Source organism: Clostridium bornimense (assembly GCF_000577895.1).
GTDB lineage: Bacteria > Bacillota > Clostridia > Clostridiales > Clostridiaceae > Clostridium_AN > Clostridium_AN bornimense.
Genome location: NZ_HG917868.1, coordinates 2,571,394 through 2,598,338, shown reverse-complemented (window position 1 = coordinate 2,598,338; position 26,945 = coordinate 2,571,394). Strand labels below are relative to the sequence as shown.

Here is a 26,945-nt window from a genome sequence, read left to right as displayed (position 1 = left end):
TAATCAATAGGAGGTTGAGGTATGTTTTTAAAAGAGCTTAATAAAGATGAAGCAATAGCCTTTACAAATCTAATGTCCGAATTTGTATTAGCTGATGAAGAAGTAGGAAAAGGCGAAGAAGCATTGATGGAAAGATTATATAATGAAATTGGATTTCCAGAAGAAGAGCTTGTGGCTGTAAGTTTTGAAGATGCAATAAATACTATAAAATCATCTAGTGATAGAATAAAGAATATTGTTTATTTTGAACTTATAAAGATAGGATTAGCTGATGGAGAATACAATCTTGATGAAGTAGAATTTTTACAAGCATTAGGAGATAATCTGGAAATAGCAAGATCGAAGAGAATTGCTTTTTCAAACTACTATTATAAGTATTCAGATGTAAATGTAGAAGAAAGTGAAGAAGCGAGAAAAGAAGTAGAAGATATTATTAATAACTAGAATCTTAAATAAAGATTATGTAAAGGGCCTAAGGTACAAAATTAATTATTGTGCTTTAGGTCTTTTTTTATAGTTAAGTAAGTTATAATAAGCCCCTTAATTATTTTGAAAAGAAAAATACTATAAATATTTATTGGTAAAATTTGACAATAATAATTTAATAGAATATAATTATATTAAATTAAAACAAACAATATGAGGGGGAAGAAAGTGGAGACTTTTAAGAAACTAGATTTAGTGAAGGAATACAATTTAAATAAGGAGGATGAACCTCTATTTTGGCTTAAAATAGATATACTTATTGAATCTTTGTCTATTGATGAAAATAATAAAAGTGGAAATTATGATTCAGCATTGAAGAGAAATTGGAATAAATTTTTTGATATACCCTATAGCAAAAAGGTATTTGGATATCTTAGAAAACACAAATTACCGTTTAAGTTAATTAGGGATTCGGGCATACAAGATATAAAATCTGATAATTTTGTATCTAATATAATAATAAATTCCATAATGAAATTAGTAATCATAAATAATGAGGAGACTTTGACGATTCAAAAATTGAGAGAAAAGACAATAATTTGGGCAGGGATGTTTATAAAAGACGAGAAAGCTCTTAATGAAGAATTAAATTCATTAATCTATCATTATTTTAAATTTAAATTTGATGTAGAATCCTTTAAAGAAACTTTAACTCCATATAAGGACGTCTATTTAAAGTTATTAAAGATATCTTTAGAATATTTTAAGTCTAAAGATAAGATAACTGATGAAGAAATAAAAAATATGTTGGAATATAAGGAAGAAAGAGATATAGATGATATTGTAGCAGTATCTTTAGATAGAGAAAGATTGAAATCTACATATGAGTTAGTAATTTCTCATAATAAAAGAGAAATCGATATGCTAAAAGAAGAAATAGAAGAATTAAATTCAAAGCAAAGAGAAAGTTTTAATTATTCTATGAATCAATATAAGTTTGGAATAAGAGATCTTTTTAATTTAATAAATAGTAAAAACTATGGAAATATTTTAGATAGATTTTATTGTCATGCAAGTGGAAGTAAAAAGTTAACAGAAAAGGAATTAACTATGTTGGTTAAGAACTTGATTATTTCATTAGAAGCTTTTGGTATATCACCATATTCTGAAGAAAATATAGGATCAAGTATCGAAGTTGAAGATAAGAATATAGGAACTGAGTATAGGGTATCTGATGATGTGTATAAAGTAAATAGCAGAAAGGGACAAATAGTATTCCCAGGTTGGAAGTATAAAGATGAAACATTAGAATTACCGTTAGTAAAGATAAAGTGGAGTTAGGAGGATGGAAAATGGGAGGTGAAAGACAAATATATGTAGCTATTGATTTAGGTACTACAAACACAGTATTAACATTAGGAAAGAGAAATATAGATAACACTTTTGGAACTGAAGTTATTGAAATACCTCAGTTTGATGCTACAAAGAATTTAATACAATCAAAATTATTACCGTCAGTATTATATATTGATAATGATGAAAGAAAATATGTTGGGAAGATAGGTAAATGGATGCGAGAAAATTCATCTAATAGAGTTGTATATAATTCTAAAAGATTTATTGGAACTGATAGTAGATGGAAAATTGGTGAAACAGTAATAGGTCCTGTAGATGTAGCTACAGAAATATTAAAAGTATGTAGCAATACTATAAAAAGATACACTATGGGAAGAGAGATAAAAGGTGTAACTATTACAGTACCTGCATCGTTTAATACAGATCAAATTAATGATACTGTTGAAGCTGCAATAAGAGCTGGGTTTAAGAGAAAATCTATTACCACAATATCTGAACCTACAGCGGCACTTATAGATTATATAAACATACAATCCAAAAGAATACAAGAAGATAGAGATGTAGATTTTAGTGAACTTAAAAGAATACTTGTATTTGATATTGGAGGAGGTACTTGTGATATAGCAATTATAGATGTAGTGCAAGATGAAAATAATTTATCATTTAAAGAAATAGCTGTGGGAAGATATGATGATTTAGGTGGAGTAGATTTTGATACTTGGGCAGCTAATTATCTTCTTAATAAGTTTGCACAGGAGCGTAAACTTAATATAAATGAAATAAGTGAAGTACAAAAAAATCACATGATAAATCAATTAATTATATTTGCAGAACAGGCTAAAGAAAGAATATCTTCAGAAGTTGAAAATATGGAGTTTATGGGGATAGAGAAAAATAATGATGAAATAAGTTTCACAAAATCCATTCCGGATTTTTATAATGATGAAATTTGTGAATTTTCTTTAACAAAGAGAGAGTTTGATTTATCAACAAAACCTCTGTACTATAAACCAACTAAAGTTATAAAAGATCAGAGAGAATTGCCTAAATATAAAAATATAGAAGAACCTATATTAAATACATTAACAAATTATAATATACCAATAGCATCTATAGATTATGTATTTCTAACAGGAGGAATGTCAAAGTATATTGGTGTTAAAGAGAGAGTAAAAGAGATATTGAGAAAGGATATAATTTTATCACCGCATCCTATGGAAGCAGTATCAAGAGGAGCAGCTATATATAATTATTATTCTATAGAAGAAACAAAAAATGATAGTGATGTAAATCCAAAAGAAATTTTAAAAGATGGTGGCGATAGTGCAGTTCTTGATATTACAAAGGTATTAGCAGAAGCGATTATGATAGACGTAGATGAAGGGTTACCAGAAGTTATCCTTAAAGCAAATCAAAGAATACCATATACAGGTCAATTAAAAGGAAAATTAAAAACATCTTCACCTTCAGGATTGAAGATAAATTTATATGCGGGAAAAGATAAATATGATTCAGCTATGAGAATTCAGAGAAGTTATACAGGATCCTATACATTTCCAGTAAAAACAGGGACGCCGATAACTATAGAATATAGTATTGATGAGAATAAACATTTATCTATGGAAGTTGTAGTAGAAGACTCATTAAATGAAAGAATTAAAATAGGAGTAGAGAGTGATGTTAATGTTTATGAAGGGAGGTAAGTGGAATGAAGTTGACAGATTTAAGAGATCTTGAACTGATAAAAGGTGATTTTAATATAAATTATGAATATGATATAACTGGTACTACTGTTACAGGAGTAGAGCCATTAAATAATGCTGAGAATAAACTATTTTTATGGAAATTTAGAGAAGAGGATGTTGAAGATTTTTCTAAGATATATTCATTACTTAGAGAAGATAAGATTAGCGAGAAAGTTAGACAAATTATTTATGGAAAAGTAAAAGAAAAATGTAGGGATATGATTCAAGAAGGAATATGTCCAATTGAATGTATGCTATATACATCAAAAGAAATAAATAATTTTATTAATAATGATAGGACTCTTGTAAATTATATGTCTATGGTCATATATGAGATTACTATGGTAAATAAGGATAAAGTTATAGGATCTCTAGAACATATAGTGGTAAACTGGCACTGGACACCGCAATTAAAAATAGTAATTGCAGCATTAGGCAGAATTAAAAATAGTTATCTTTTAGAAAAGGCCTATTATAGATTTTTTAATGATAATAATTTAAAGCTAGATTTATTTAGGGCATTGATTAATAGCGGAAGAGAAGAAGTAGTAGATTATATATTGCAAATGATATCTTTAATTAGTGAGAATAATGCTGTTGATAAAGAAATATCTAAATGTTTTAAAGATAAATTTAAGACAATTTTTAGTGATGATGCACTAAAAAAAGCATATAGTCTTTTAAGAAGTCATGGGATATCAAGTTTGGCAAGAAAAACGATAACATATATAAGTGGAAAAGATGCTGTTGCTATTTCAAATTCTAGTTCTAAGAATTTAGGTGATTTGATTGTAAAAGCTAAAAGTTTAAAAGAATTTGATAGTGGTATAAATGAATTTGAAGAATTACTAAAAGTTAGAGCACATAGAAAAGCCGCTATAATTGCTTTGAGATTTACTGGAGAAAAATCTATAGGAAGATTGATATATAATACTTTGCTAAGAGAGAAATGTAGTAATATGGAAGTAAAAGAAGGAATAATATCTTTAGGCATATTAAAATATACAGAAGCTTATGATCTAATAGAAAAGTATTCTGACATTGATCAATATAAGGTTTACTGCTTTGCATATTTTATTTTGCTTGGTGAAACAAAATATTGTAATCTTATGGCGGAAGAATTATTTAAAGAAGAATATGTAACATATGATGAAACAGCAAAAGCGATAAATCAATGTATTAATTCTTGCGTAGAATTAAAAGAATGTATAAACAATAGTTTTAATTATTTTATGGAGCATTGTGATGAAAAGAGACAACTAAAGATATTAAATGTATTAAAAGAAGTATTAAAGAAATGTTTAAATAAAAACATTGAAGAATCATGGTATAAATTAATGGGCTATATAGATGGAGAAATAAGAGTTGAGGAAAGGGTGCAATTAGGAATTTTAGAATTAGTACAATCAGTAATAGACAGTAAAAATGCTAATTCATATGAGCGATTTTTATTTCATATTTTGAGAGATCAACGTTTTTCATTGAATGTTCAAATGGTAGCACAAAATATGTTGAAATCATTTGAAGTAAAAGCACCAGGAACATTATGATAGAAAATAATAAAATTATACATTTTGAAAGTGATAAAAAAATATTATTCAAGATGGATAGTGATAAAAGTTATATAGCACATATTATTAGAGCATTAGAAAAAAAATATTTTAAATATAGTTTAGTTGGGGTTTTAGATATACTATCATGTTTAAATTATAGAATTAAAAATTATCATATGAGTTATTTTTACTCAGAAGAAGGGCTTAAACAATGTCGTAATACAGAAAATATAGTATATAATATATTATCCTTATTAAGGCTTGGGTATTATAAAGAAGGTAGAAAACGATATGAAGAAAATAGGGAAATAATAGTAGATTGTTTTAATAATAAAGATGAAGTGGTAAAAGAGTATATAGAGTTATTTATTATGTTAGATATAAATAATGAGGAGATAGATAAAGATAAAATCCTAAAAGGGTATCCAGATAAAATTGTAAGGTTATATATACTTATGAATAATATGAAGATTGATTCTATTATCGATATAATAAAGGAATTTAGTAATGATGAAATGATATTATCGCATATTTACTATTATCTTTCTAAATATCATAATAAAAATTATATAAAAAAGGCATATGTTTTTGGATATAAAGAAGATATATTATATGATTTAGTAGATTTCTCTTATGAAGATTTAGAGTTAGAAGATTTAAAAGGATATGCTTTAGATGGAGAAAAAATAATAGATAATATCAATATAACTCATTACAATTTTACTGATGATAGTGTAGAAATATTATCATATGAAAATGAGATAAATATGAGTATGCATATAATTCGAACTTGCAAAGGAATAATATTGTTAGATATGGGAGCAGGTTTTGATGAAAATGGAAATACTATATATATTGATGTAAAGAGAGAATTAGAAAAGTACAATATAAATTATAAAGATATTTTAGGGATATTCATATCTCATGGACACTTTGATCATTATGGAAGTTTATTGATAGATGATTTAGATATTCCTATATATATGACAAGCATTACAAAAGATATAATCGAAGAAAGTAATTCTGAGTTTCAAGGAAGATTAAATAATGTGAAAATAATAAGAAGTAATGATGAAATTTTATTAGGATCATTTAAAATAAAAGCTGTTGAAAATGGACATATATTAGGCTCTTGTGCTTTTGATATAGAAGTAGTAGGTAAGCGAATAATTTATTTAGGAGATTTCTGTTTATCAGATCAATTTACGGTATTGGGATTGGACATATATAAATTAATTGATAATAGAAAAGTAGATTATCTTATAATGGAAACAACATATGGTGAAAACAAATTTTCTCTTACATTAGATGACAAAAGAAAAATATTAGGAAGTGTTACTAAGGCATCGATAGATAGTGGAGTAAAGGTTTTTATTCCCTCTTTTGCTGTAGGAAGGGCGCAAGAAGTATTGATGTCCATAAAAAAAAATGATATTAAATATCCTATTATAGTAGATGGAGCAGCAGGAAAGATAACTTACTATTATCAGAAAAGATCTAAGTGTAGTAATTTAATAGGTGAATGTGTAGAGATAGTAGAAAATGAAGATGCAGAGAGAATGTATCAATTATCTTCAATAATAATAGCCTCTTCAGGTATGTTGAGGAGAGGAAGTAGGTCCTATGAATATTTTAATGTATTAAAATATAAGGAAAAAACTACTGTTATAAAAGCTGGTTATATGCCTAAAAAAAATTTAATTCTAAAAGAAATGGAGTTTATGAACAATAAAACCATAAATTTATATGATATATCTTTATCAGCTCATAGTTCATATGATGAATTAATTTTTACTATGTTAAAATTAAAACCTAAAAATTTAATACTAGTTCATGGAGAAGGAATAGAGGGAATATCCATGAAAAATACAGTAGTGGTTAAATAAAAAAGGAGATGAGAAATCATCTCCTTTTTTATTTACAATTCACAATGATAGCTGGATCTGTTGTATGAAGAGTGTGACAGCTTTTTTCAGTAAGTTTGATAGAGCAAAAGCAGGTCACAAGTATGAGAGCACAAGGCACAGGTATAGATGAAATTCTTGCAGAATTTCTGAAATTTTAAGTGTTGAGTTGAATGTTATAAGTTAGACTATGTTTCTTACTTAGAGCACAGTTGATATAAAAATCGTTACAGAAAGCTCATGAAAGTTGCACTTTCATGAAGCTTGGGTTAAGAATTATAATATAATTTCTGTATCTATAGTAACTATGAAAACACTTTGCTGTCCGCAGGACTATAATAAAATTCCTCCCAAAGAGGAATTTTCACCTTACTTGTGCCCTGTGCCTTCTAACTTGTGCCATGATAAAAAGAGCTATCGCTCACGAAATTTCATTCGTTAATGCGACAGCACCTTAATTGTGATTGTGAATTAATCATAGTATTTTTTATATACTACAGAGTTTATTTCTGCTCCAAAAAGTATAAGAAGAGAAATTACATTTAACCAAATAATCATTACATATATACCACCAATACTACCGTATACTAATGATTTATTGGCAAAATAATTTATGTATATACCATATAAACGAGATAACCCATATATACCAGCTGTGGCAAATAAAGCTCCATATGATACGGACATAATAGGAGGCTTTAGTGAGGATGTGTATTTATACATAAGAATAAATACAATAAAAAGTATTAATATTAATAGAGCTATTCTTAATAAATTTGTTATCCAGAATGAGGATAATGATATTTTTAATGTAGAATATATAAAAGCAATTAAGTGCTCACCAAATGTTAATAGGAGGAATGAACCAATAATAAAGAACGCAAACATAACAGTATAAATCATAGATATAAACTTTATCTTGATATAAGAACGCCTATCACGTATATTATAGGCCTTATTCACTCCAAGCATAAGAGCTTTACATCCAGAAGAAGCACTCCAAAGAGACAAAATAAATGAAAATGACAATAAGGTAACATGTTTATAATTAAGTACTTCATTAAGTACTTGGGAAACGGTTTTAACTGCCGGTTGTGGTATGAATGTTAATATATTTTGAATAACATTTTCACTACTTATAGGGAAAAAACCAACTAGAGTAAGTAAAAATATGAAAAAAGGGAAAAATGATAGCAATGTATAGTATGTTATATGAGAGGCTAAAGAAAAAGCATTATCCTCTTTAAATTTCTTTATACTTTGAATTAATATTATAATAATAGTTTTCAATTTATCACCTCCTGTTGATATAACTATTCTTTATTATAATAATAGTAGCTGAAAAAATACATATAAATATTATTTCTCCAATAGTTTATCATAATACTTATATCTTAAGGGTATTGTAATTAGTTGGAATTTATGATAAACTATTCAAAAGAAAGGCATAAAAGCCAAAAAATTAAAATCTAAGACAAAGCGTGTTAAATAGGCACTTCTATTTAAATTCATATCATAAATAAATTCTTACTTAATATATTGCAAAAAGTTTAATTATATCATTTCTTGTATTGAATTTCAAATATAAAATCATGAAAGGACTAAACATATCCTTAAACTGTGTTTTTTATGTAAAATTACGAATATGAAGTAAAAAATGTGTTATGTGAAAAAATGTAGAAATATGAAGAAAAAAGTGTGATAATCATTACAGAAGGTTAACCAAGAAAAATAAAAATATCTATTAATAACAATTGTTATAGAGGTAAATAAACAGATTAATATATAACAAGTACAAATTTATGCTAAATCAACAGATATTATTCAACAGTTCAAAAAAACTTTAAAAAAAATTATTCTAAAAATATACAAAATTCGATATAAAATTTGGTGACTTGGAAAAAAATTTTTCGGTCATTACATAAAGAAAATCGGTCATTCACATTAAAGAAATTCATATTACCTAAGATGTCAATTTATAAAGAACGAATATCCTAAATAAGGGTTATAGTTCGACTATAAAATTAGAATTAAAGTGATAAAATTACGATATAGGCGAAGGAAATAAGTGGGAGGTATTTTATTATGAAACAAATAGTTAATTTAGAAAGAATATTAGAAGAAGGATCAAAAAAATACAAATACAATTATATATTAACTAAAAATGATTTATCAGTTTCTATCGGAGATAGTTGTGCTGAGGTACCAGCTTACGGGATAATGGTAGAAAAAGAAAATTATATTAACGGGGAATTAATAGGAATAGATAAGAATTCTATAGAACATATAAGTCCATATAGACATAAAGTTCAAGAAATGTTGAAATTATTATATGAAAATGTAGTTTCACCAGTACATTTAGTAGATGTAATCGGAGAAAAAGTAGACAAGTGTGTATCTGACTTTGAAAGTACAGATGTAATAGTAAAAGAAATGTAATGAATAACATAGTATTGGTATTATAGCTATAGAAATTGGGGATTTTCTATAGCTTTTTTTTATTATTATAAGTTATTTAAGTAATTTTTGCTCTTTAAAGATAATATCTTATTAATAGGAGAAATTTTAAAGGAGCGTATAATTAAGTATATGGGGAAAAGTATAATTAAAAAGCTATCAATAATATCTGTAATTATTGTTGGTGCATTAATAGTAATAATGTGTTATTTAATAAAAAATAGAACTATTATTATGAATGAAGAAGATTACTTAACTAAATTGAAAGAATTAAATAAGTATTCAACAGATATAACTATGACATTTAAAAATGATAGAATAACAGATATTTACAAGGGTAAATTAGTATTTTCAAGAGAAAAAGGGTATATGTTGGAATTAGATAATGGAAGAAAAATGATTTTTAATAGTGATGAGATAAAAGTCAAAGATAGTATAGTTGGAGATGAATATGTAAGAAAGTCAGAAAATGATAAAATACATAAATTTATATTTTTAGAGGAATACATAAAGTTACTATACACAGATCAAAAATTGAATTTTACTGTGCAACAAGAAAATGAAACAGAATACTTAATTCTTCATTTAAAAATAAATGAAGGAAATGATAATATGAAAACTGCATCATTATGGGTAGATAAAGGAAAAGTTGAACCTAAAAAAATAGTGGTCTATAATAAAGATAATAAGGAAACTATTGTAATAGAGTATAGAAATTTTGATAAAAACTATAATGATGAAGATACAGTATTACAATGAGAAGAGGAGTAGATAAAATTGTTTAGGCACTTAAGACCAGTTTGGGCAGAAATTAATATAGACAACTTAATAAATAACGTTAATGAAATAAAAAGAGTAGCAAAAGGTAAGGAGCTAATAGCAGCTATAAAGGCTGATGGATATGGACATGGCGCTGTAGATATTGCTCCATTTATGTTGGATGCAGGGGTTAATAGGTTTGCTGTAGCAGTTATAAGTGAAGCTATAGAACTTAGAAGAAATAATATAGATGCGCCAATTATGATATTAGGGTATACACCGCTAATATTTGGGAAAGACTTATTAAGGTATGAGATAGAACAAAGTGTAATGAGTTATGAATATTGCAAAAAACTATCAACTTTGGCAACAGAAGAAAAATCTATAGCGAAGGTGCATATAGCGTTAGATACTGGAATGGGAAGAATAGGATTTATACCTAATGAGGATTCCATAGAAGAAATTAAAAAAATAAGTGAATTACCAAATATAAAAATTGTAGGTATGTTTTCACATTTTGCTACTGCTGATGAAGCAAATAAAGAATATGCATTGACTCAATTAGATAAATTTAAAAAATTCGATGAAAAATTACAAAAAAGAGGAATAAAAATTCCAATGAGACATATAGCTAATAGTGCAGCATTAATTGATATGAAAGACTCTATTTTTGAAGCTTTAAGACCGGGGATAATTTTATATGGATATTACCCATCTAATGAGGTAAATAAAAGTATAATAAATTTAAAGCCTGTTATGTCATTAAAGACTAATATTGTTCATATAAAAGAAGTAGAGAGAGGAACAAGTATAAGTTATAATAGGACATTTATTACAGAGAGAAAGAGCAAAATTGCAACATTGCCAGTAGGCTATGCAGACGGTTATTCTAGAGCGTTATCTAATAAAGGCAAAGTTATAATTAATGGTAAGATAGCGAATATAGTAGGAAGAGTTTGTATGGATCAATGCATGGTTGATGTAACTGATATTGAAGATGTAAAAGTAGGAGATGATGTAGTATTAATGGGAGAAGATAGTGGACTAAAGATTGATGCGGAAGATATGGCGAGACTGCTAGACACAATTAGTTATGAGGTAACGTGCATGATAAGTAAAAGAGTACCTAGAGTATACATAAAGGATAATAAAGTTGTAAAGATAAGAAATTATGTATAATTATATGAGTACTAATTTATTAGTCTATTTTGAAGTATTTTAGAATATGAGGTATAATATAGTATGCATATTTCTATAGGGTTAATAGGAGGTAAGGTATACATTATGTCAGAAAATAAGAAATTAGTTGTAAACCTCTCGGAGAAACTTTGTGATGAATTTGATAAGGCTTTAGAAATAGATAATAAAGATAGAAACGAATTTGTAAAGGAAGCTATTACACGATATATAGAAGAAAAGAAAAGGTTAGCTAGGATGGATTTGATGAAAAAAGGATACATTGAAATGTCAAAAATTAATTTAGAAATTTCTGAATTAGGAGTTTGTAATGAATTAGATCAATTAATGGAATATGAAGCAAGACTTTCGGAGAGTGATTACTTAGATGACGATGGTGGTGAAAAGAGGAGATATATTCTATGCTGATTTAAGTCCTGTTGTTGGTTCAGAACAAGGAGGCATACGTCCTGTTATAATTATTCAAAATGACATAGGTAATAAATATAGCCCTACAGTTATAGTTGCAGCGATTACCTCCCAAATTAACAAGGCTAAGCTACCAACTCATGTTGAGATATCTTCAGAGGAATATGGATTAAATAAAGATTCGGTAGTATTACTAGAACAAGTTAGAACTCTAGATAAAAGAAGATTAAAAGAAAAAATAGGTCATATGTTAGAAAGGGATATGAAAAAAGTTGATAATTCCCTTAAAGTTAGCATGGCATTATAATTTAAGCGTCTTAGACGCTTTTTTTTTATACTATTTTATAAATAGGAGATACTATATATTGAAATTAAATATTAATGTAAAGGTTAACTGAATTTGACCTTAAGTGATTATATGATATAATAAATACAAATATGATATAACACTAATTAAATGTGATATACTATTTAAAAAGTTCTAAGTCTAGAGGAGGAAATGCCATGAGCAATATTTCAGTTATGTTAGGCGAAAAGGCTAATATAGTAAGACAAGACATTATAAATATGTTGACAGAATCAAGTTCAGGACATCCAGGTGGATCATTATCATGTACAGATATATTAGTAACATTATATTTTAATGAAATGAGATATGATGTAAAAAACCCAAATGATGAAAATAGGGATAGATTTGTTTTATCAAAAGGTCATGCTGCACCAGCTTTATATGCAACACTAAGTGAAGCAGGATTCTTCCCTAAAGAAGAGCTTATGACTCTTAGAAAAATCAATTCAAAATTACAAGGACATCCTAATATGAACTATGTACCAGGGGTAGATATGTCTACAGGGTCTTTAGGTCAAGGAATATCTACAGCTGTTGGTATGGCATTAGCGGGTAAGTTAGATAAGAAAGATTATAGAGTATATACAATCTTAGGAGATGGAGAATTAGAAGAAGGACAAGTTTGGGAAGCAACTATGTGTGCGGCACATTATAAACTTGATAATTTAACAGCATTTGTAGATTATAATGGATTACAAATAGATGGAAATGTAACAGATGTCATGAATCCAGAGCCAATATCAAATAAGTTTGAGGCATTTAATTGGAATGTTATATCAATAGACGGACATAATTATGAAGAAATATTATCAGCGATAAATGAAGCTAAGAATGTTAAAGATAAGCCGACAGTAATTGTATGTAAAACAGTTAAAGGAAAAGGTGTATCTTTTATGGAAAATCAATGTGGATGGCATGGAACAGCACCAAATAAAGAACAATGTGAAGCAGCTATGAAAGAATTAGGAGGTGCAAGATAATGAGTAATAAAATTGCGACAAGACAAGCGTACGGAAATGCATTAAAAGAATTAGCAGTAACCAATAAAAATGTAGTTGTTTTAGATGCGGATCTTTCGAAGTCAACAATGACAGCTAATTTTAAAGAAGTTGCACCAGAAAGATTTCTGAATATGGGTATAGCAGAAGGAAATATGATGAGTGTAGCGGCAGGGTTAGCATCTTGTGGTAAAGTAGTCTTTGCATCAACTTTTGCGATATTTGCAGCAGGAAGAGCTTTTGAACAAATAAGAAATTCTATAGCGTATCCTCATTTAAATGTTAAAGTTTGTGCTACTCATGCAGGATTAACAGTAGGAGAAGATGGAGCATCTCACCAAGCTGTGGAAGATTTATCACTTATGAGAAGCATACCAGGTATGACAGTTATATCTCCTAGTGATGGAATTGAAGCTGAAGCTGCTATAAAGGCAGTAGCAGAATTTAATGGCCCTTGTTATGTAAGATTAGGTAGAATGCCTGTTAATACAGTGAATGATTTTGAAGGATACAAATTCGAAATTGGTAAGGGTGTAAAATTAAAAGAGGGAAAAGATGCAACTATAATAGCAAATGGTATTATGGTAGATGCAGCACTTGAGGCTAAAGAAGTTTTATTAGGAGAAGGTATTGATGTATCAGTAATAAATATTCATACATTAAAACCAATAGATGAAGAAATTATTATAAAGGCTGCTAAGGAAACAGGAGCTATAGTAACTGCTGAGGAACATAATGTAATCGGAGGATTAGGTTCAGCAGTAAGTGAAGTAGTATCAGAAAATTATCCAGTGCCAGTTTTAAAAGTTGGTATCAAGGATGTTTTTGGTGAAAGTGGTAAGCCAGCAGATTTATTAGAAAAATACGGATTAACTGCTAATGAAATTATTAAGAGTGTAAAAAAGGCGATGGAAATAAAAAAATAGTTAGTAAAATGGGGCTATTACACAATATTAATTATGTAGGGTGTAATAGCTCTTTTTATTTATAGTAACAATTTAATTGAACAATATTACAAATATGGTAAGTTGTGTACTTCATATTTTCTACATAAGAATATATAATAATAAAGAGAAAATGCTAAAATGAAAATAGTCTCAATAAGGGGTAATAGGAATGATAAACTTTAAAAATGTATCAAAGATATATGATGATAATGTAACAGCACTTTCGAACATAAATATCAGAGTAAGAAAAGGAGAATTTGTATTCTTAGTAGGACCATCAGGTGCTGGAAAATCTACTTTTATAAAGCTTATGACAAAAGAGATTAATCCTACATCAGGAACCATTATTATGAATGGAAATGATGTAACTGAACTTACTAGAAAGGAAATTGCCTATCATAGAAGAAAAATAGGGATGGTCTTTCAAGACTTTAGACTTATTCAAAATTTAAATGTATATGAAAATGTTGCTTTTGCTATGAGAGTAGTACAAGCTTCATCGAAAGAGATTAAAAAGAGAGTGCCCGTAGTATTAGGATTAGTAGGATTAAATAAAAAATATAAAAACTATCCTTCAGAATTATCAGGAGGAGAGCAACAAAGAGTGGCCATAGCAAGAGCTATAGTTAATAATCCCACATTACTGATAGCTGATGAGCCTACAGGAAATTTAGATCCAGAAACAGCAATAGAGATTATGGACCTTTTAATAGATATTAATAAAGCGGGAACAACAGTAATGATGGCTACACATGCTAAAGAGATAGTTGATTCAATGCAAAGAAGAGTTGTAGCTATAGAGCGAGGCCAAATTGTCAGAGATGAATTGGAGGGAAGATACAGTGAGGAATAATTTGAATAGTGTTGGTATGTTTTTTGAAGATGCTTTTAAAAGTTTAAAAAGAAATAGAACTTTAACTATAGCATCAGTACTTACTGTAGCTTTAACTATGTTTGTACTAGGAGTATTTTTACTTACAACATTGATTATAAATAAAAATGTTAATTCTCTTCAAGATAGGCTTGAACTTAAAGTTTTCTTATATGTACCGGATACCACTGAAGCTAAGGAAGCAATTTCAGAAAATGTTGATGAGATAAAGGCTCAGATTGAAAATGATAAAAAAGAGATAGAAACAATATTAGGAAAATCTAAGAATGTTAAGAAGTATACTTTTGTTAGTAGTGAAGAAGCTTTGGAAAGTACAAAAGAGATATATGGAGAGATGCTAGATGGGTTTGAAGCAGACTTTTTACCCGAATCATATAGCATAAAGTTCAGTAATGTAGAAGATATAGAAAAAATAAAGAAACAATTAAATGGAATTAAATCTATAGAATCTATTAAAGACGGAAAAGATACAGCAGAAAAATTTAAAAGTATGACAAATACTATTAAAGTTATAGCAGCAGGTTTATTTGTTGTATTATTTGCGGTATCATTATTCCTTATTTCTAATACAATAAGACTTACTGTATATTCAAGAAGAAAAGAGATAGGAATAATGAAAAATATCGGTGCTACAGATTGGTTTATAAGATGGCCATTTGTAATAGAAGGTATGATTCTAGGTTTCTTTGGAACGTTGATATCTATGGTAAGTTTATATGGAGCTTATTATATGATTTATACTAACATAGGTAATAATTTTGCAGGTATTTTATTAGAAAAGCCAAATATAATAATAAGCCCAATGTCTCCAATTTTTATTATTGGTGGTATTATATTAGGTTTTATGGGAAGTATGATTTCTATAAGAAGATTCTTATCAGTATAAATAGAGATTTGTATTCTATAAAGTTTATGGCGTAATGTAGAGTATTAGTTAATTGGTACAAAATCATTGTAAAATATGATTTTGTACCAATTTTTTTATATTTTAATTTATAAAACATATAATATTTTTTAGATATAATGTTTTTATATAATAAAATATATTGCTAATTTTCATTATATAACTTTAATATGATATAATATTAAATTATATAGATATAATTGGAAGAGTAAATCGTTAAGGACGTGAATTAATGAATAAGAAGAAGAAAATTATAATAGTATCAATAGTATTGATATTGACCAATGCAGCAACTTTTACAGGGGCAACAATTTTATCGAAATATTTATCGTTAAAGAGAAAAGATACTGTGGTTTTAAGTAAAAGTGATTATGAAGAGCTAAAAGAATTTAATAATTTATTTTTAGCAAAAGAATTAATAGAAAAGAAATATATTGGGGATATAGATGAAGAGAGTTTAACAAGTGGAGCAATAAAAGGGCTTATGGATTCTTTAGATGATCCTTATAGTACATATTTTACCAAAGAAGAGTATGAGGAATTTTATACCTTAAGTGGCAAGTATTACGGAATAGGAGTACAAATAAATGCTAACAATGAGGGAAAAATAAGAATAGTCAACGTTTATGATAAGTCTCCAGCAAAATCTGCTGGATTACAAAAGGAAGACCTTATAATAAAGGTAAATGATGAAGATGTTGATTGGTCTAGTTCTTCAAAAGCTATTTCTATGATGAAAGGTGAGAAAGGAAAAAAGGTTAAACTCACTATACAAAGAGAAGATTCTATATTTGAGGCGAATTTAACAACTGATGATGTAGAAAAAAATCCCGTTACATATGAATTAATAGATAATGAAATAGGATATATATCTTTAGAAGAATTTGATGGAAATAGTAACAAATATTTTACTAATGCAGTAGAGGAATTAAAAAATAAAGGTGCAAAAGGTTTTGTTATAGATCTTAGAGGAAATCCTGGTGGATATTTAGACCAAGTTGTAGGTATAGCATCTCAATTCACAGAGAAAGGTAAATTGCTTGTATATACTGTTGACAAGGAAAATAAAAAGGAAGAATATAAATCTACAGGTGGAGAGCTTATAGGTATGCCAATGGTACTTTTAGTAGATGGCAATAGTGCATCAGCTTCAGAGGTATTCACTGGAGTAGTTAAAGATTATAAATTAGGAACTATAGTTGGAACAAAAACTTATGGAAAAGGTGTATGTCAAAATACTTATCCAATAAAAGATGGCGAAGAGGGAGCAATAAAGGTGACTACAGCACAATATTATACACCAGCTGGGAATAATATTCATAAGGTTGGAATAGAGCCAGATATTACAGTTGAATATCCAAAGGAATTATTAAATGAAGAATACGATAAAAGTAAAGATCCACAATTTAATAAAGCTATAGAAGAAATAAAAAATAAACTAAAATAAAATAATGTAGGTTTATTGATAATTCTAATTGAATGAATATTTAGAGGAGATTGAAGTTCAATCGGTTTAACTGAGAGGAGTAGTAGGATTTGATGAACTATATAATGGATTCGGTGAGAAGTGTTTCTTATGCAATAGCATCGCCAAAATATATAGTATTTATTTTAATATTTGCCTATATAATTTATAGGAAGAATCTTAAGAATGTAAGAGTACAAAAGATGCTATTTGGAAGAAGTGTAAATATGCTTCCTATTTTAGTCATATCTCAATTATTCTTTGGAATAATAGCAGGGGTATTTGCATCAGTACTTTTGTATATCTTTAAAGTGAATTTTTATCAAGAAAGTTATATAGAAATTATATTTTTAATATCATTAATACTGATGATATTAAAGCCAAAATACGTATGTTTTGCATATTCGGGAGCTATTTTAGGTGGTGTATCTATAGTTTATAATATTATGATTAAAGCAAATCTTATAGATAGAGGAAATGATTTATTTTATATTCCTATAGGAAACTTATTGATATTAGTAGGTGTAATTCACTTTATTGAAGGCTTATTGGTAGCGATAGATGGAAATAGAGGATCCATTCCGGTTTTTACAAGAATTAATGGAGAAATTAGAGGAGGATTTGCGTTTAACAGAGTATGGATAATGCCTATGTCTTTAATTTTATTTCAGTCAGTAGAAGATCCATTTGCATCAATACCTATTTCACATGTACCAGCATGGATTTTAGCCACAGGGGCATTGGCAGGTTTTGAAATTTTTTATGGCGCTGTAGGATATAAATCTGTTACTTTTACAAAAAGTAAGACAGCTAAAGTATTAATTTCAGGATCATTAATATCTAGTTACGGAATAATTATGATTCTTCTTGGCGTTTTCAGTAGAGGAAACTTAGTTATGGAAACATGTTTCTTATTATTAATGCCTTTATTACATGAAGTTATGTTGTATTTGGATAGAGAGATAGAAGAAAGAGGAGAAGCAAAGTTTGTATCTAATGATGAGGGAATAAAAGTTTTAGAAGTTGGAGTAGATTCTTTAGCTTATGAAATGGGTATCAAAAGTGGTGATACTTTAATTGAAATTAATGATAAGCGTATACAGTCTATTGAGGACATAACAGAGAGTTTAAACTCTATAAGTAATTTTACAGAAGTTAAAATCAAAGCTGTAAAAGGAGAATTAAAGAAGATATCTTGCTCAAGAGAAAATAGTAAGAAGCCAATAGGATTAGTATTGGTACCCAAAGATATTAGAAGAGAAAAGGTTGTTCCTTTAGATGGAGATAAATTTAAAAATATATTAGAAAAAGTAAAAAAGAAATATAAATAAATATTAAAGGGGAATTCGATGATTTGGGACTTGTTTGTTATATCCACTGCCATTATAGCCATGTATATGGCTATAATGGATAATAAGGCACCAGAAACAACTATAGCGTGGTTGTTGATTTTTGTTATTTATCCGCCAATAGGATTAATATTATATTTATTTCTGGGTATAAATTGGAAAAGAAAAACTTTAATTAACGGTCACTCAAAGGAAATAAAAGATCTAATTAATCCCTATATAGCGGCATCAGAAAATAAAGAATATAAGAATTTAGTAGAGCTATTAGCGACAAATTCAGATTCTCCAGTATTCGTAAACAACGAAGTAGAGATTTTTGGAGATGGAGAGGAAAAATTTAAGGCTTTAAAAAGGGAATTAGAAAAAGCTAAACATCATATACACTTAGAGTATTATATTGTTAATGACGATACTATAGGGAGAGAAATTAAAGATATACTTATAAGAAAATCTAATGAAGGTGTTAAGGTAAGATTTATAATTGATAAAATGGGATCTATAAAACTAAGTAGATCTTATATAAAGGAATTAAGAGAAAATGGTGTAGTTGTTGAAATATATTCATATTTTTTGGCTCCTTTATTTAGATTTATAAATACACAAATAAATTATAGAAATCATAGAAAAATAGTCGTTATAGATGGTAAGGTAGCTTTTACTGGTGGTATGAATATTGGAGATGAATACTTAGGTAAAGGAAAGTTAGGATATTGGAGAGACACTCATATGATGATAAAAGGTGACGGAGTTTTAGGACTTCAAGGAATTTTTTTAGATGATTTCTTAACTATAGAGAAAGCGTCTAATTCATATAGTTTCTTTGGAGAAGATTTTAATAAGTATTTTCCGGCATCTATAGGTTGTGGAGGAAATAAAGTAATGCAACTAGTAAAGAGCGGACCAGAATCGGAATTTCCATCAATAATGCAAGGAATAATTAAAATGATTTTTATGGCTAAAGAAAGTATATATATAGTATCTCCTTACTTTGTTCCTACAGAGAGTGTTATGGAAGCGATAAAAATAGCTGCCCTCGGAGGGGTAAAAGTTAAAATAGTTTTCCCAAAGAAGTGGGATCATGCAATAGTATATTTTGCATCAAAAACTTATTTGCAAGAACTAGTTGAATGTGGTGTTGAAGTATATTCTTATAGAGATGATGCATTTATTCATAGTAAAATAATAACTATAGATTCTAAAATATGCTCTGTTGGAACAGCTAATATGGATCGTAGAAGCTATGAATTAAATTATGAAGTTAATTGTGTATTCTATGATGAAGAAATTACAAGAAAGTTGGAAGATATAGTTAAAGGGGATATAAGTGTTAGTAAGTTAATTACATATGAAGATTTTAAAAAGGAACCGTTTTACATTAAAATCTATGGCAAAGTATGTAGGATAGTATCATCGCTTCTATAAATACAATTTAATAAGTAATATTGAAAAGGCTATCGCAATGACAAATGAAAATTTGTAGGCGATAGCCTTTTTTTAGTGCACAGTTTTCAGTGCACTGTGCACTGTTAAACATTAATTGTGAATTGTGAATTAATAAATTAGTAATATATTTTAGGGTTTTATCATATTTAATATATAAGGATAACTTTATAAGAGGAGGATAGAGGTGGAGGATTCAATAAGAATAAAAGATGTAAATGATATTAAAGAAGAATTGCCTAAAGAAGATATTAAGGAAAATTCTATAGATAATAGCAAAATATTAGAGGAAATCATTAAGCTTAGAGAGGATTTTAATGATAAGCTCAAATATGATAAACATAAAGAAGAGATGATAGATGTATTACATAATCAGTTACAGCAATACAAAGATAATTTAGTGTTGAAATCTTACAAGCCGTTAGTTTTAGATATTATATCTTTAATTGATAGTAATAATAAAAAAGTGAATAATTTAAAAAATCAAGCTATAAATGAGTTGAATTCTTTAAAATTATTAAAAAGTGTTGAGGACTTTTCAGAAGATTTACAGGACATGTTAATAAGGCAGGGAGTAGAGATGTTTACATCAGAAGGTAAGGTATTTGATGGATTAATACATTCACCAGCTACTATCATTGAAACTGATGATAGTAGTAAAGATAAAATGATAGCGAACACGTTGAAACCTGGATATATTTTAGATGACAAAGTTATAAAAAAAGAAGTTGTAGAAATATATAGCTACAAAGAAGTTAAGGGGGATTAATATGGAAAAAGTATTTGGTATTGATTTGGGGACTACTTATTCTTGCATTTCTTATGTAGATGAATTTGGTAAAGCAGTAGTATTACCTAATAATGAAAATGAAAGAACAACACCTTCAGTAGTTTTTTTCGATGAAGATAATGTTATAGTTGGATCTGTGGCTAAGGAAAGTGCAAAACTTTATCCGGAACAAGTAGTATCTTTTATAAAGAGAGATATGGGAAATGGAGAATATTCTTTTGCTTATAATAATAATACATATAAACCAGAAGAGATATCTGCTTTGATTTTAAAGAAGTTAGTAAAAGATGGCGAAGAGCATCTAGGTGAAGAAATAAAGGATGTTGTTATAACATGTCCTGCTTATTTTGGAATAAATGAAAGAGAAGCTACTAAAGTAGCTGGTGAGATTGCAGGCTTAAATGTAAGGCAAGTGCTCAATGAACCAACATCGGCGGCTGTTGCTTATGGTATGGGAACAGATGAAGAAAAGACAGTATTAGTATATGACTTAGGTGGAGGAACTTTTGATGTATCTATGATAGATATAAAAAGAGAAGAAATAAAAGTTATTTGTACTGGAGGAGATCATAACTTAGGTGGTAAAGATTTTGATGATAGAATAATATATTATCTTCAACAACAATTCACAGAGCAAACAGGTATAAGTGATGATATTTTAAGTGATTTGGAAACATCACAGGAACTACAGAATTCAGCAGAAAGAGCAAAGAAGATTCTTTCTTCAAGAGAATTAGTACCAGTGGCTGTTAATTATAATGGAGAAAGGGCAAAAGTTACGTTAACAAGAGAGAAGTTTGAAGAATTAACATCTGATTTGGTTCAAAGAACTGTAGCTCTAACAAAAGAGATGTTAAAAGAAGCTAAAGAAAAAGGATATACTTCTTTTGATGAAATTTTACTAGTTGGCGGATCTACTCGTATGCCAATGGTAAGGGATGCAATTGCTGATGAATTTGGAATAGAACCAAGACTTTTTGATCCAGATGAAGTAGTTGCAAAAGGGGCTGCATTATATGGATATAAATTATCTGTTAATGATGAAATGGTAAAGAGAATATCAGATAGTACAGGATCTAATGTTGAAGAAGTAAGAGAAGCAGTAGAAGAAAGAACTATAAATGAGGAAGTTGTAGAAGAAACACTTAAAGAGTTAGCTAATGATACAGGATTTAGACTATCAGCAGTTAGGGCTACTAATGTAAAGATTACTAATGTTGTATCAAAATCTTTCGGTGTTGTTGCTATAGATAGCAGAGAAAAAGAAATAGTTTCTAATTTGATATTAAAGAATACCAATGTTCCATGTGAAGTTACTAAAGTTTATGGAACAAATGAAGAAAATCAAGAAACTGCATTAATAAGGATAATGGAGAATGAAGTTAATGAAGATGTTATTGATTTAGAGTTATCTAAGGAGATAGGAACAGCGGAACTTAAATTACCAACTGGTCTTTCGTATAATTCACCTATTATGATTACTTTTAAGTTAAATGAAGATGGGCGACTTGAAATTAAAGCATGGGAAGGACAAGGAGAAAATACTATAAATTCTGTATTTGAAACTAGGTCTGTTATTTCAGGAGAAGAACTTATAGAAGCTAAAGAAAGAAGTAAGAATATAAGAGTATCTTAAAATTATAATGGGGGGGAATATAGATGGAGTATACTTTAGGAATTGATGTTGGTACGTCTTTTTCGTCTATGGCAGTAATAGAAAAAGGGCTACCAAGAATTTTAAGAAATAGTGAAGGAAAGAGGTCAACCCCCTCTGTTATTTATTTTGATAAAGATAGAATAATAGTTGGGGATGAGGCATTAGAATTATGGATTTTAGGAGAAGATAAAATTTCTTCTTATTTCAAAAGAAATATAGGTAATGATTATTTCAAATTAACGCAGAATGGAAGAAATTATACTGCTGAAGACTTAACTTACAATATAATTAAAAAACTTAAAAGAGATGGTGAAGATGAATTAGGTACAGTTATACATAAGGCAGTAATTACAGTGCCGGCATATTTTAACAATCATCAAAGAGAGGCTACATTAAATAGTGGAATAAGAGCAGGATTTCAAGATGTTAAAATAGTAAATGAGCCAACAGCAGCGGCTATAGCATACGGTATGAAGAATGTATCAGGAAATAAAACAGTTGTTGTTTATGATTTAGGTGGGGGAACTTTTGATGTAACACTAGTAAAAATAGATTCTAAGAATATTGAAGTTATTACTTCAGAAGGAGATCATGAACTTGGTGGCAAAGAGTGGGATGATAGATTAGCTCTTTATCTTGTACATAAGTTTAATGAAGATTATGGTATATGGTTATTAGATAATATGGATACATATAAAAATCTTTTGATAAAATGTGAAAAATATAAAAAAGAACTATCTATTAGAAATAAAATAGTAGTTAATCTGAATTATTTTGGACATAGAGGAAGGTATGAGATAACTAGTGAAATATTTAAAGAGATATCAAAAGATTTATTAGAAAGAACTATGACTTTGACTAAAAAGATAATTTTAGAGAGTAATTATAATATAGAAGATATAGATGGAATACTTTTAGTTGGAGGTTCCTGTAAAATGCCTATGATTAAAGAAGCCATAAGGAATCATTTTAAAAAGGAGCCACTTACAGGAGTTAATTTGGAAGAAGCTGTAGCCACAGGTGCAGCAATATATGGAGAACTAATAAATAATAAAGATAAAAATAGGTTAACATTACCTAAGAGTAAAAAAGTTGTAGACGTAATTACACACTCATTAGGAATGATAGCAAGAGATGAGGATAATAAAGAATATAAGAATTCTATAATAATACATAAAAATACAAAGATTCCTGCTATAGAGAAGAGAATGTATGCAATAGAGACATATGAAGATAGAGAGAATTATATGGAAGTATATATGATGCAAGGAGAAAGTATAAATCCAGAGTTTTGTACTGTTCTTGGAAAGTATAGTTTTCATGGGATAGAAGCTATGGGTAGTGGTAGTGCACTTGTGGAAATAACATATAGTTATGATGAAAATAGCATTGTTTCTGTATCAGCTAAGCAAATAGAAAATGATAAGGAACTGCAATTAAAAATAGAGCGAGTAGAAGAGGAATTACAATTTTTAAATAATCCTATATCAGAAGAAAATAAAACTATTATGATTGCTATGGACTTATCGGGTAGTATGTGTGGAGAACCGTTAGAAATGGCAGAAAAGGCGGCTATTAAATTTATAGAGGATAGTAATCTTAGTAATACTGAAATAGGAATAGTGGCCTTTGGTGATAAGGTAAAAGTTGTACAATCATTTATTAAAGATAAAGCTTTATTGGTGAAGGCAGTAAGAAAATTAAAAACAATAGATGTGGGAGTTGGTACATCTAATCAGCCATTGAGTTATGCTCTTAAAGAATTTAATGGTATAAATACGTTAAAGTATCTAGTAGTGTTAACAGATGGACAATGGTATGGATTTAATAATAGAAATTCTCTTAAACTAGCGAAGCAGTGCCATGATGAAAATATAGAGATTATAGCTTTAGGATTCGGTGAAGCAGAAGAGAGTTTTTTAAAAGCTATAGCATCTTGTGATGAAAATGCATTATATACGTCATTGAATAATATTAGTGGATGTTTTTCTAGAATAGCAAAAGAAATATCAAAAGCCAAAAAGGGAAAACATATAAAAATATTCAAATAATCATTAAATCTGTGGTATAAATATACATAAGAGAAAATATAGGGGGCTAGAATGATGATGAAAGAAAAAAATTTATTTGGATTAATAGGAAAGAAACTGGGACATAGTTTATCACCAGAAATTCATGAAAAAATTTTTGAAGGATTGAATATAAAGGGTAATTATTCTTTATACGAACTAGATGAAAAGTCTGTTAGTAAAGGCATAGAAAGTTTTAAACTTTTAGGATATAAAGGTGTTAATGTCACTATTCCATATAAAGAAGAGGTTATAAAAACTTTAGATTACATATCAGAAGATGCTAAAAACATAGGAGCTGTAAATACAATAGCATTTAAAAATGGAAGAGTTGAAGGATATAATACAGATTATTATGGTTTTGGTATGTTGCTTGAATATAATAATATTATTGTTGAGGAGAAAAAAATTGTAGTATTAGGAAATGGTGGAGCATCTAAGGCTGTAATTCAATATTTAAAAGATAAAAAAGCTAGAGATATATACTTAGTATCTAGGAGATGTAGAGAAAGTGAAGAAGTTGATGGAGTGCATATTATAAATTATGAAATGTTAGAGAATTTAAATGATGGAGATGTGATAGTAAATTGTACTCCAGTAGGAATGTATCCCAATGTTGAAGGGACACCAGTAAAAGAAAGTATTATAAAAGAATTTGGCTCTGCTGTAGATTTAATATATAACCCTATGGAGACAGAATTTTTAGCCTTAGGTAAAAAAAATGGACTTAATATAGCTAATGGATTATTGATGCTTGTTGGTCAGGCTGTAAAGGCTGAAGAAATATGGAATGATATATCTATAGATAAAGATACAATAATGAAAGTATATGAGTTTTTGCTAAATAATTTTAAATAAAACTTTAAGGGAGTAAGGTGAGGGCAGTGAAGAATATAAATTACTATATTTTACTAGGATTAGATATTGACCCACCAGAGATGAGAGAGGATAAAATTAAGGAGGCTATAAATAAGAAAAGAGTACAATGGTCTTCTTTAGTAAATCATCCTACTAAAAAAATAGAGGCTAAGCTTAATTTGGAGTTAATTCCAAAGATGGAAAAGACGCTATTAGGATCTAAGAATGATAGGGAAAAACAATGGAAAGAAGCGAAAAAAATCTTAGAAAAGCAAAGAGAAAAAGAAAAAGATGAATTTTTAGAGTTATTTAATATAATTTCAAAGAAACAATATATAACTAATGAAGAATATGTATCTATGATGAATAAATTTCCAATAATAAAAGATGATGTGGAATACAAGTGTAAAAATATTGTAAAAGAAATGGTGATAGATACTAGAGAAACAGATACTATTCTTAATAGAAGAATTGAGGAGAATTTAAGAATATTATGTATAGATAATTTGTATGATTTTTTAGAAGTATCAGAAAATGCTTCTCTTGCAGAAATTAAAAGAGCATCAAAAAGGATATATGAAGAAATAAGATCTAGTTCAAAAAAAGATGCGGTTTTAACTGTGAGAGGAGAGCTTCAAGGATTTTGTGATGTTGTTTTTAAAAATATAGAAAGTAAATTAGATTATGATAGACATTTAAGAAATAGAAAACTTAAGAATATAGATGATTTCTTAATTATATTAGGAGCTAAAAAATTTATTTTAAAAGAAGAATTTGATGATATTGTAGATCTTATGATAAAAATGGATTATGAGATAGAAGATGCTAAGGAATATATATTACTTTATTGCATAAGAAATAAGATATCTATAGTTGATAGTGAAGATATGTTGATAGATATTAGAACACCTAAGAAAGAAAAAATAGAAGAAAAGCCTATTATTGAAAGTAATAGTTATAATAAAGATAACATTGATGAAGTAGAAATTTTAGATACATTGTCTGAAGAAGGAAAAATAGAAATAGATTTTAAGAAGCCTAAGGGAGCAAAATTAATAGAAGTTTGGAGGAAAGAAGGAGCAATGCCTAAAAAAAGGGGGGATGGCGTGAAGGTAGAATATATTGAAAATGAAAAAGTAGTTGATAAAGGTCTAGATGAAAATAAAACTTATGGATACATATTATTCTCTATATTTGAGAGAAATGGAAGGCTACAATATTCAGATGGGGTAACAACTTTTGCAACACCAAAGGCATCTAAAGATAATGATGATATATTTCATCCGTCTATAAATGATAAAAAGAGTAATCAAGGGTTTCTAAGTTGGCTTATGGAGTTCTTTGAATAAAATGATATATACCTTATTGATTAAATCTTCTTAAAAGTTATAATAAAGTATAGAGTTAATATTTTGGAACGAA

The 26,945-nt window shown here is 28.2% G+C and carries 23 protein-coding genes; 22 read left to right on the top strand and 1 reads right to left on the bottom strand.

From position 1 onward, the window contains the following. The first annotated feature begins 21 nt into the window (after positions 1-21). The 5 genes from CM240_RS11750 to CM240_RS11730 all read left to right on the top strand — a co-directional run bounded on the left by CM240_RS11750 (position 22) and on the right by CM240_RS11730 (position 6,966). Positions 22-444, top strand: coding sequence for a hypothetical protein (locus CM240_RS11750; protein WP_044039319.1), 423 nt, complete (start codon positions 22-24; stop codon positions 442-444). 210 nt (positions 445-654) lie between these two features. After that, positions 655-1,767: a hypothetical protein gene (locus CM240_RS11745; RefSeq protein ID WP_044039318.1), complete on the top strand. Its 1,113-nt coding sequence runs from the start codon at positions 655-657 to the stop codon at positions 1,765-1,767. A gap of 11 nt (positions 1,768-1,778) precedes the next feature. Beyond that, positions 1,779-3,485: an Hsp70 family protein gene (locus CM240_RS11740; RefSeq protein ID WP_051483822.1), complete on the top strand. Its 1,707-nt coding sequence runs from the start codon at positions 1,779-1,781 to the stop codon at positions 3,483-3,485. Between the two features lie 5 nt (positions 3,486-3,490). Next, a complete protein-coding gene (locus tag CM240_RS11735; protein WP_044039317.1) occupies positions 3,491-5,077 on the top strand; it encodes a hypothetical protein in 1,587 nt (528 codons plus the stop codon). Continuing rightward, complete coding sequence (locus tag CM240_RS11730; RefSeq protein ID WP_044039316.1) at positions 5,074-6,966, top strand: MBL fold metallo-hydrolase RNA specificity domain-containing protein; 1,893 nt, start codon at positions 5,074-5,076, stop codon at positions 6,964-6,966. Before CM240_RS11735 ends, CM240_RS11730 begins: the two co-directional genes overlap by 4 nt. Before the next feature lie 489 nt (positions 6,967-7,455). Here the strand turns inward: CM240_RS11730 and CM240_RS11725 are convergent, their stop codons facing one another. After that, positions 7,456-8,274 (bottom strand): YihY/virulence factor BrkB family protein, encoded by an 819-nt coding sequence (locus CM240_RS11725; RefSeq protein WP_051483821.1) that lies wholly within the window; start codon positions 8,272-8,274, stop codon positions 7,456-7,458. Between the two features lie 795 nt (positions 8,275-9,069). Between CM240_RS11725 and CM240_RS11720 the strand changes: the two genes are divergently transcribed. The 17 genes from CM240_RS11720 (at position 9,070) to CM240_RS11640 (ending at position 26,872) form a co-directional block, all read left to right on the top strand. Then, the gene (locus tag CM240_RS11720) at positions 9,070-9,423 is read left to right on the top strand and encodes a DUF6514 family protein (protein WP_051483820.1); all 354 of its coding nucleotides are present in this window, start codon (positions 9,070-9,072) and stop codon (positions 9,421-9,423) included. Positions 9,424-9,573: 150 nt separating this feature from the next. Continuing rightward, positions 9,574-10,200, top strand: coding sequence for a germination lipoprotein GerS-related protein (locus CM240_RS11715; protein WP_044039314.1), 627 nt, complete (start codon positions 9,574-9,576; stop codon positions 10,198-10,200). 18 nt (positions 10,201-10,218) lie between these two features. Beyond that, positions 10,219-11,379 (top strand): alanine racemase, encoded by a 1,161-nt coding sequence (gene alr / locus CM240_RS11710; protein ID WP_044039313.1) that lies wholly within the window; start codon positions 10,219-10,221, stop codon positions 11,377-11,379. A 105-nt stretch (positions 11,380-11,484) separates the two neighbouring features. Then, on the top strand, positions 11,485-11,805 hold the full coding sequence (locus tag CM240_RS11705; RefSeq protein ID WP_044039924.1) for a CopG family transcriptional regulator: 321 nt from the start codon (positions 11,485-11,487) through the stop codon (positions 11,803-11,805). Continuing rightward, complete coding sequence (locus CM240_RS11700; RefSeq protein ID WP_044039312.1) at positions 11,765-12,112, top strand: type II toxin-antitoxin system PemK/MazF family toxin; 348 nt, start codon at positions 11,765-11,767, stop codon at positions 12,110-12,112. The genes CM240_RS11705 and CM240_RS11700 overlap by 41 nt, the downstream gene beginning before the upstream one ends. A gap of 197 nt (positions 12,113-12,309) precedes the next feature. After that, positions 12,310-13,134: a transketolase gene (locus CM240_RS11695; RefSeq protein WP_044039311.1), complete on the top strand. Its 825-nt coding sequence runs from the start codon at positions 12,310-12,312 to the stop codon at positions 13,132-13,134. Continuing rightward, a complete protein-coding gene (locus CM240_RS11690) occupies positions 13,134-14,078 on the top strand; it encodes a transketolase family protein (RefSeq protein WP_044039310.1) in 945 nt (314 codons plus the stop codon). Before CM240_RS11695 ends, CM240_RS11690 begins: the two co-directional genes overlap by 1 nt. A 190-nt stretch (positions 14,079-14,268) precedes the next feature. Continuing rightward, positions 14,269-14,952 (top strand): cell division ATP-binding protein FtsE, encoded by a 684-nt coding sequence (gene ftsE, locus CM240_RS11685; RefSeq protein ID WP_044039309.1) that lies wholly within the window; start codon positions 14,269-14,271, stop codon positions 14,950-14,952. Continuing rightward, on the top strand, positions 14,942-15,877 hold the full coding sequence (ftsX, locus tag CM240_RS11680) for a permease-like cell division protein FtsX (protein ID WP_044039308.1): 936 nt from the start codon (positions 14,942-14,944) through the stop codon (positions 15,875-15,877). Before ftsE ends, ftsX begins: the two co-directional genes overlap by 11 nt. Before the next feature lie 250 nt (positions 15,878-16,127). After that, positions 16,128-17,342, top strand: a complete 1,215-nt coding sequence (locus tag CM240_RS11675) for a S41 family peptidase (RefSeq protein WP_044039307.1) — start codon at positions 16,128-16,130, stop codon at positions 17,340-17,342. Positions 17,343-17,434: 92 nt separating this feature from the next. After that, a complete protein-coding gene (locus tag CM240_RS11670) occupies positions 17,435-18,691 on the top strand; it encodes a PDZ domain-containing protein (protein ID WP_044039306.1) in 1,257 nt (418 codons plus the stop codon). 18 nt (positions 18,692-18,709) lie between these two features. Further along, positions 18,710-20,131 (top strand): cardiolipin synthase, encoded by a 1,422-nt coding sequence (gene cls / locus CM240_RS11665; RefSeq protein WP_044039305.1) that lies wholly within the window; start codon positions 18,710-18,712, stop codon positions 20,129-20,131. A 205-nt stretch (positions 20,132-20,336) separates the two neighbouring features. Beyond that, positions 20,337-20,918, top strand: coding sequence for a nucleotide exchange factor GrpE (gene grpE, locus CM240_RS11660; protein ID WP_051483819.1), 582 nt, complete (start codon positions 20,337-20,339; stop codon positions 20,916-20,918). A 1-nt stretch (position 20,919) separates the two neighbouring features. Next, positions 20,920-22,575: an Hsp70 family protein gene (locus CM240_RS11655; protein WP_044039304.1), complete on the top strand. Its 1,656-nt coding sequence runs from the start codon at positions 20,920-20,922 to the stop codon at positions 22,573-22,575. Positions 22,576-22,598: 23 nt separating this feature from the next. Next, positions 22,599-24,647: an Hsp70 family protein gene (locus CM240_RS11650; protein ID WP_044039303.1), complete on the top strand. Its 2,049-nt coding sequence runs from the start codon at positions 22,599-22,601 to the stop codon at positions 24,645-24,647. 51 nt (positions 24,648-24,698) lie between these two features. After that, positions 24,699-25,523 carry a shikimate dehydrogenase gene (aroE, locus tag CM240_RS11645; RefSeq protein WP_242838479.1) on the top strand — a complete coding sequence of 275 codons (825 nt, stop codon included), beginning with the start codon at positions 24,699-24,701 and terminating at the stop codon, positions 25,521-25,523. Positions 25,524-25,549: 26 nt separating this feature from the next. Beyond that, positions 25,550-26,872 carry a hypothetical protein gene (locus CM240_RS11640; RefSeq protein ID WP_044039302.1) on the top strand — a complete coding sequence of 441 codons (1,323 nt, stop codon included), beginning with the start codon at positions 25,550-25,552 and terminating at the stop codon, positions 26,870-26,872. Positions 26,873-26,945: the final 73 nt, after the last annotated feature.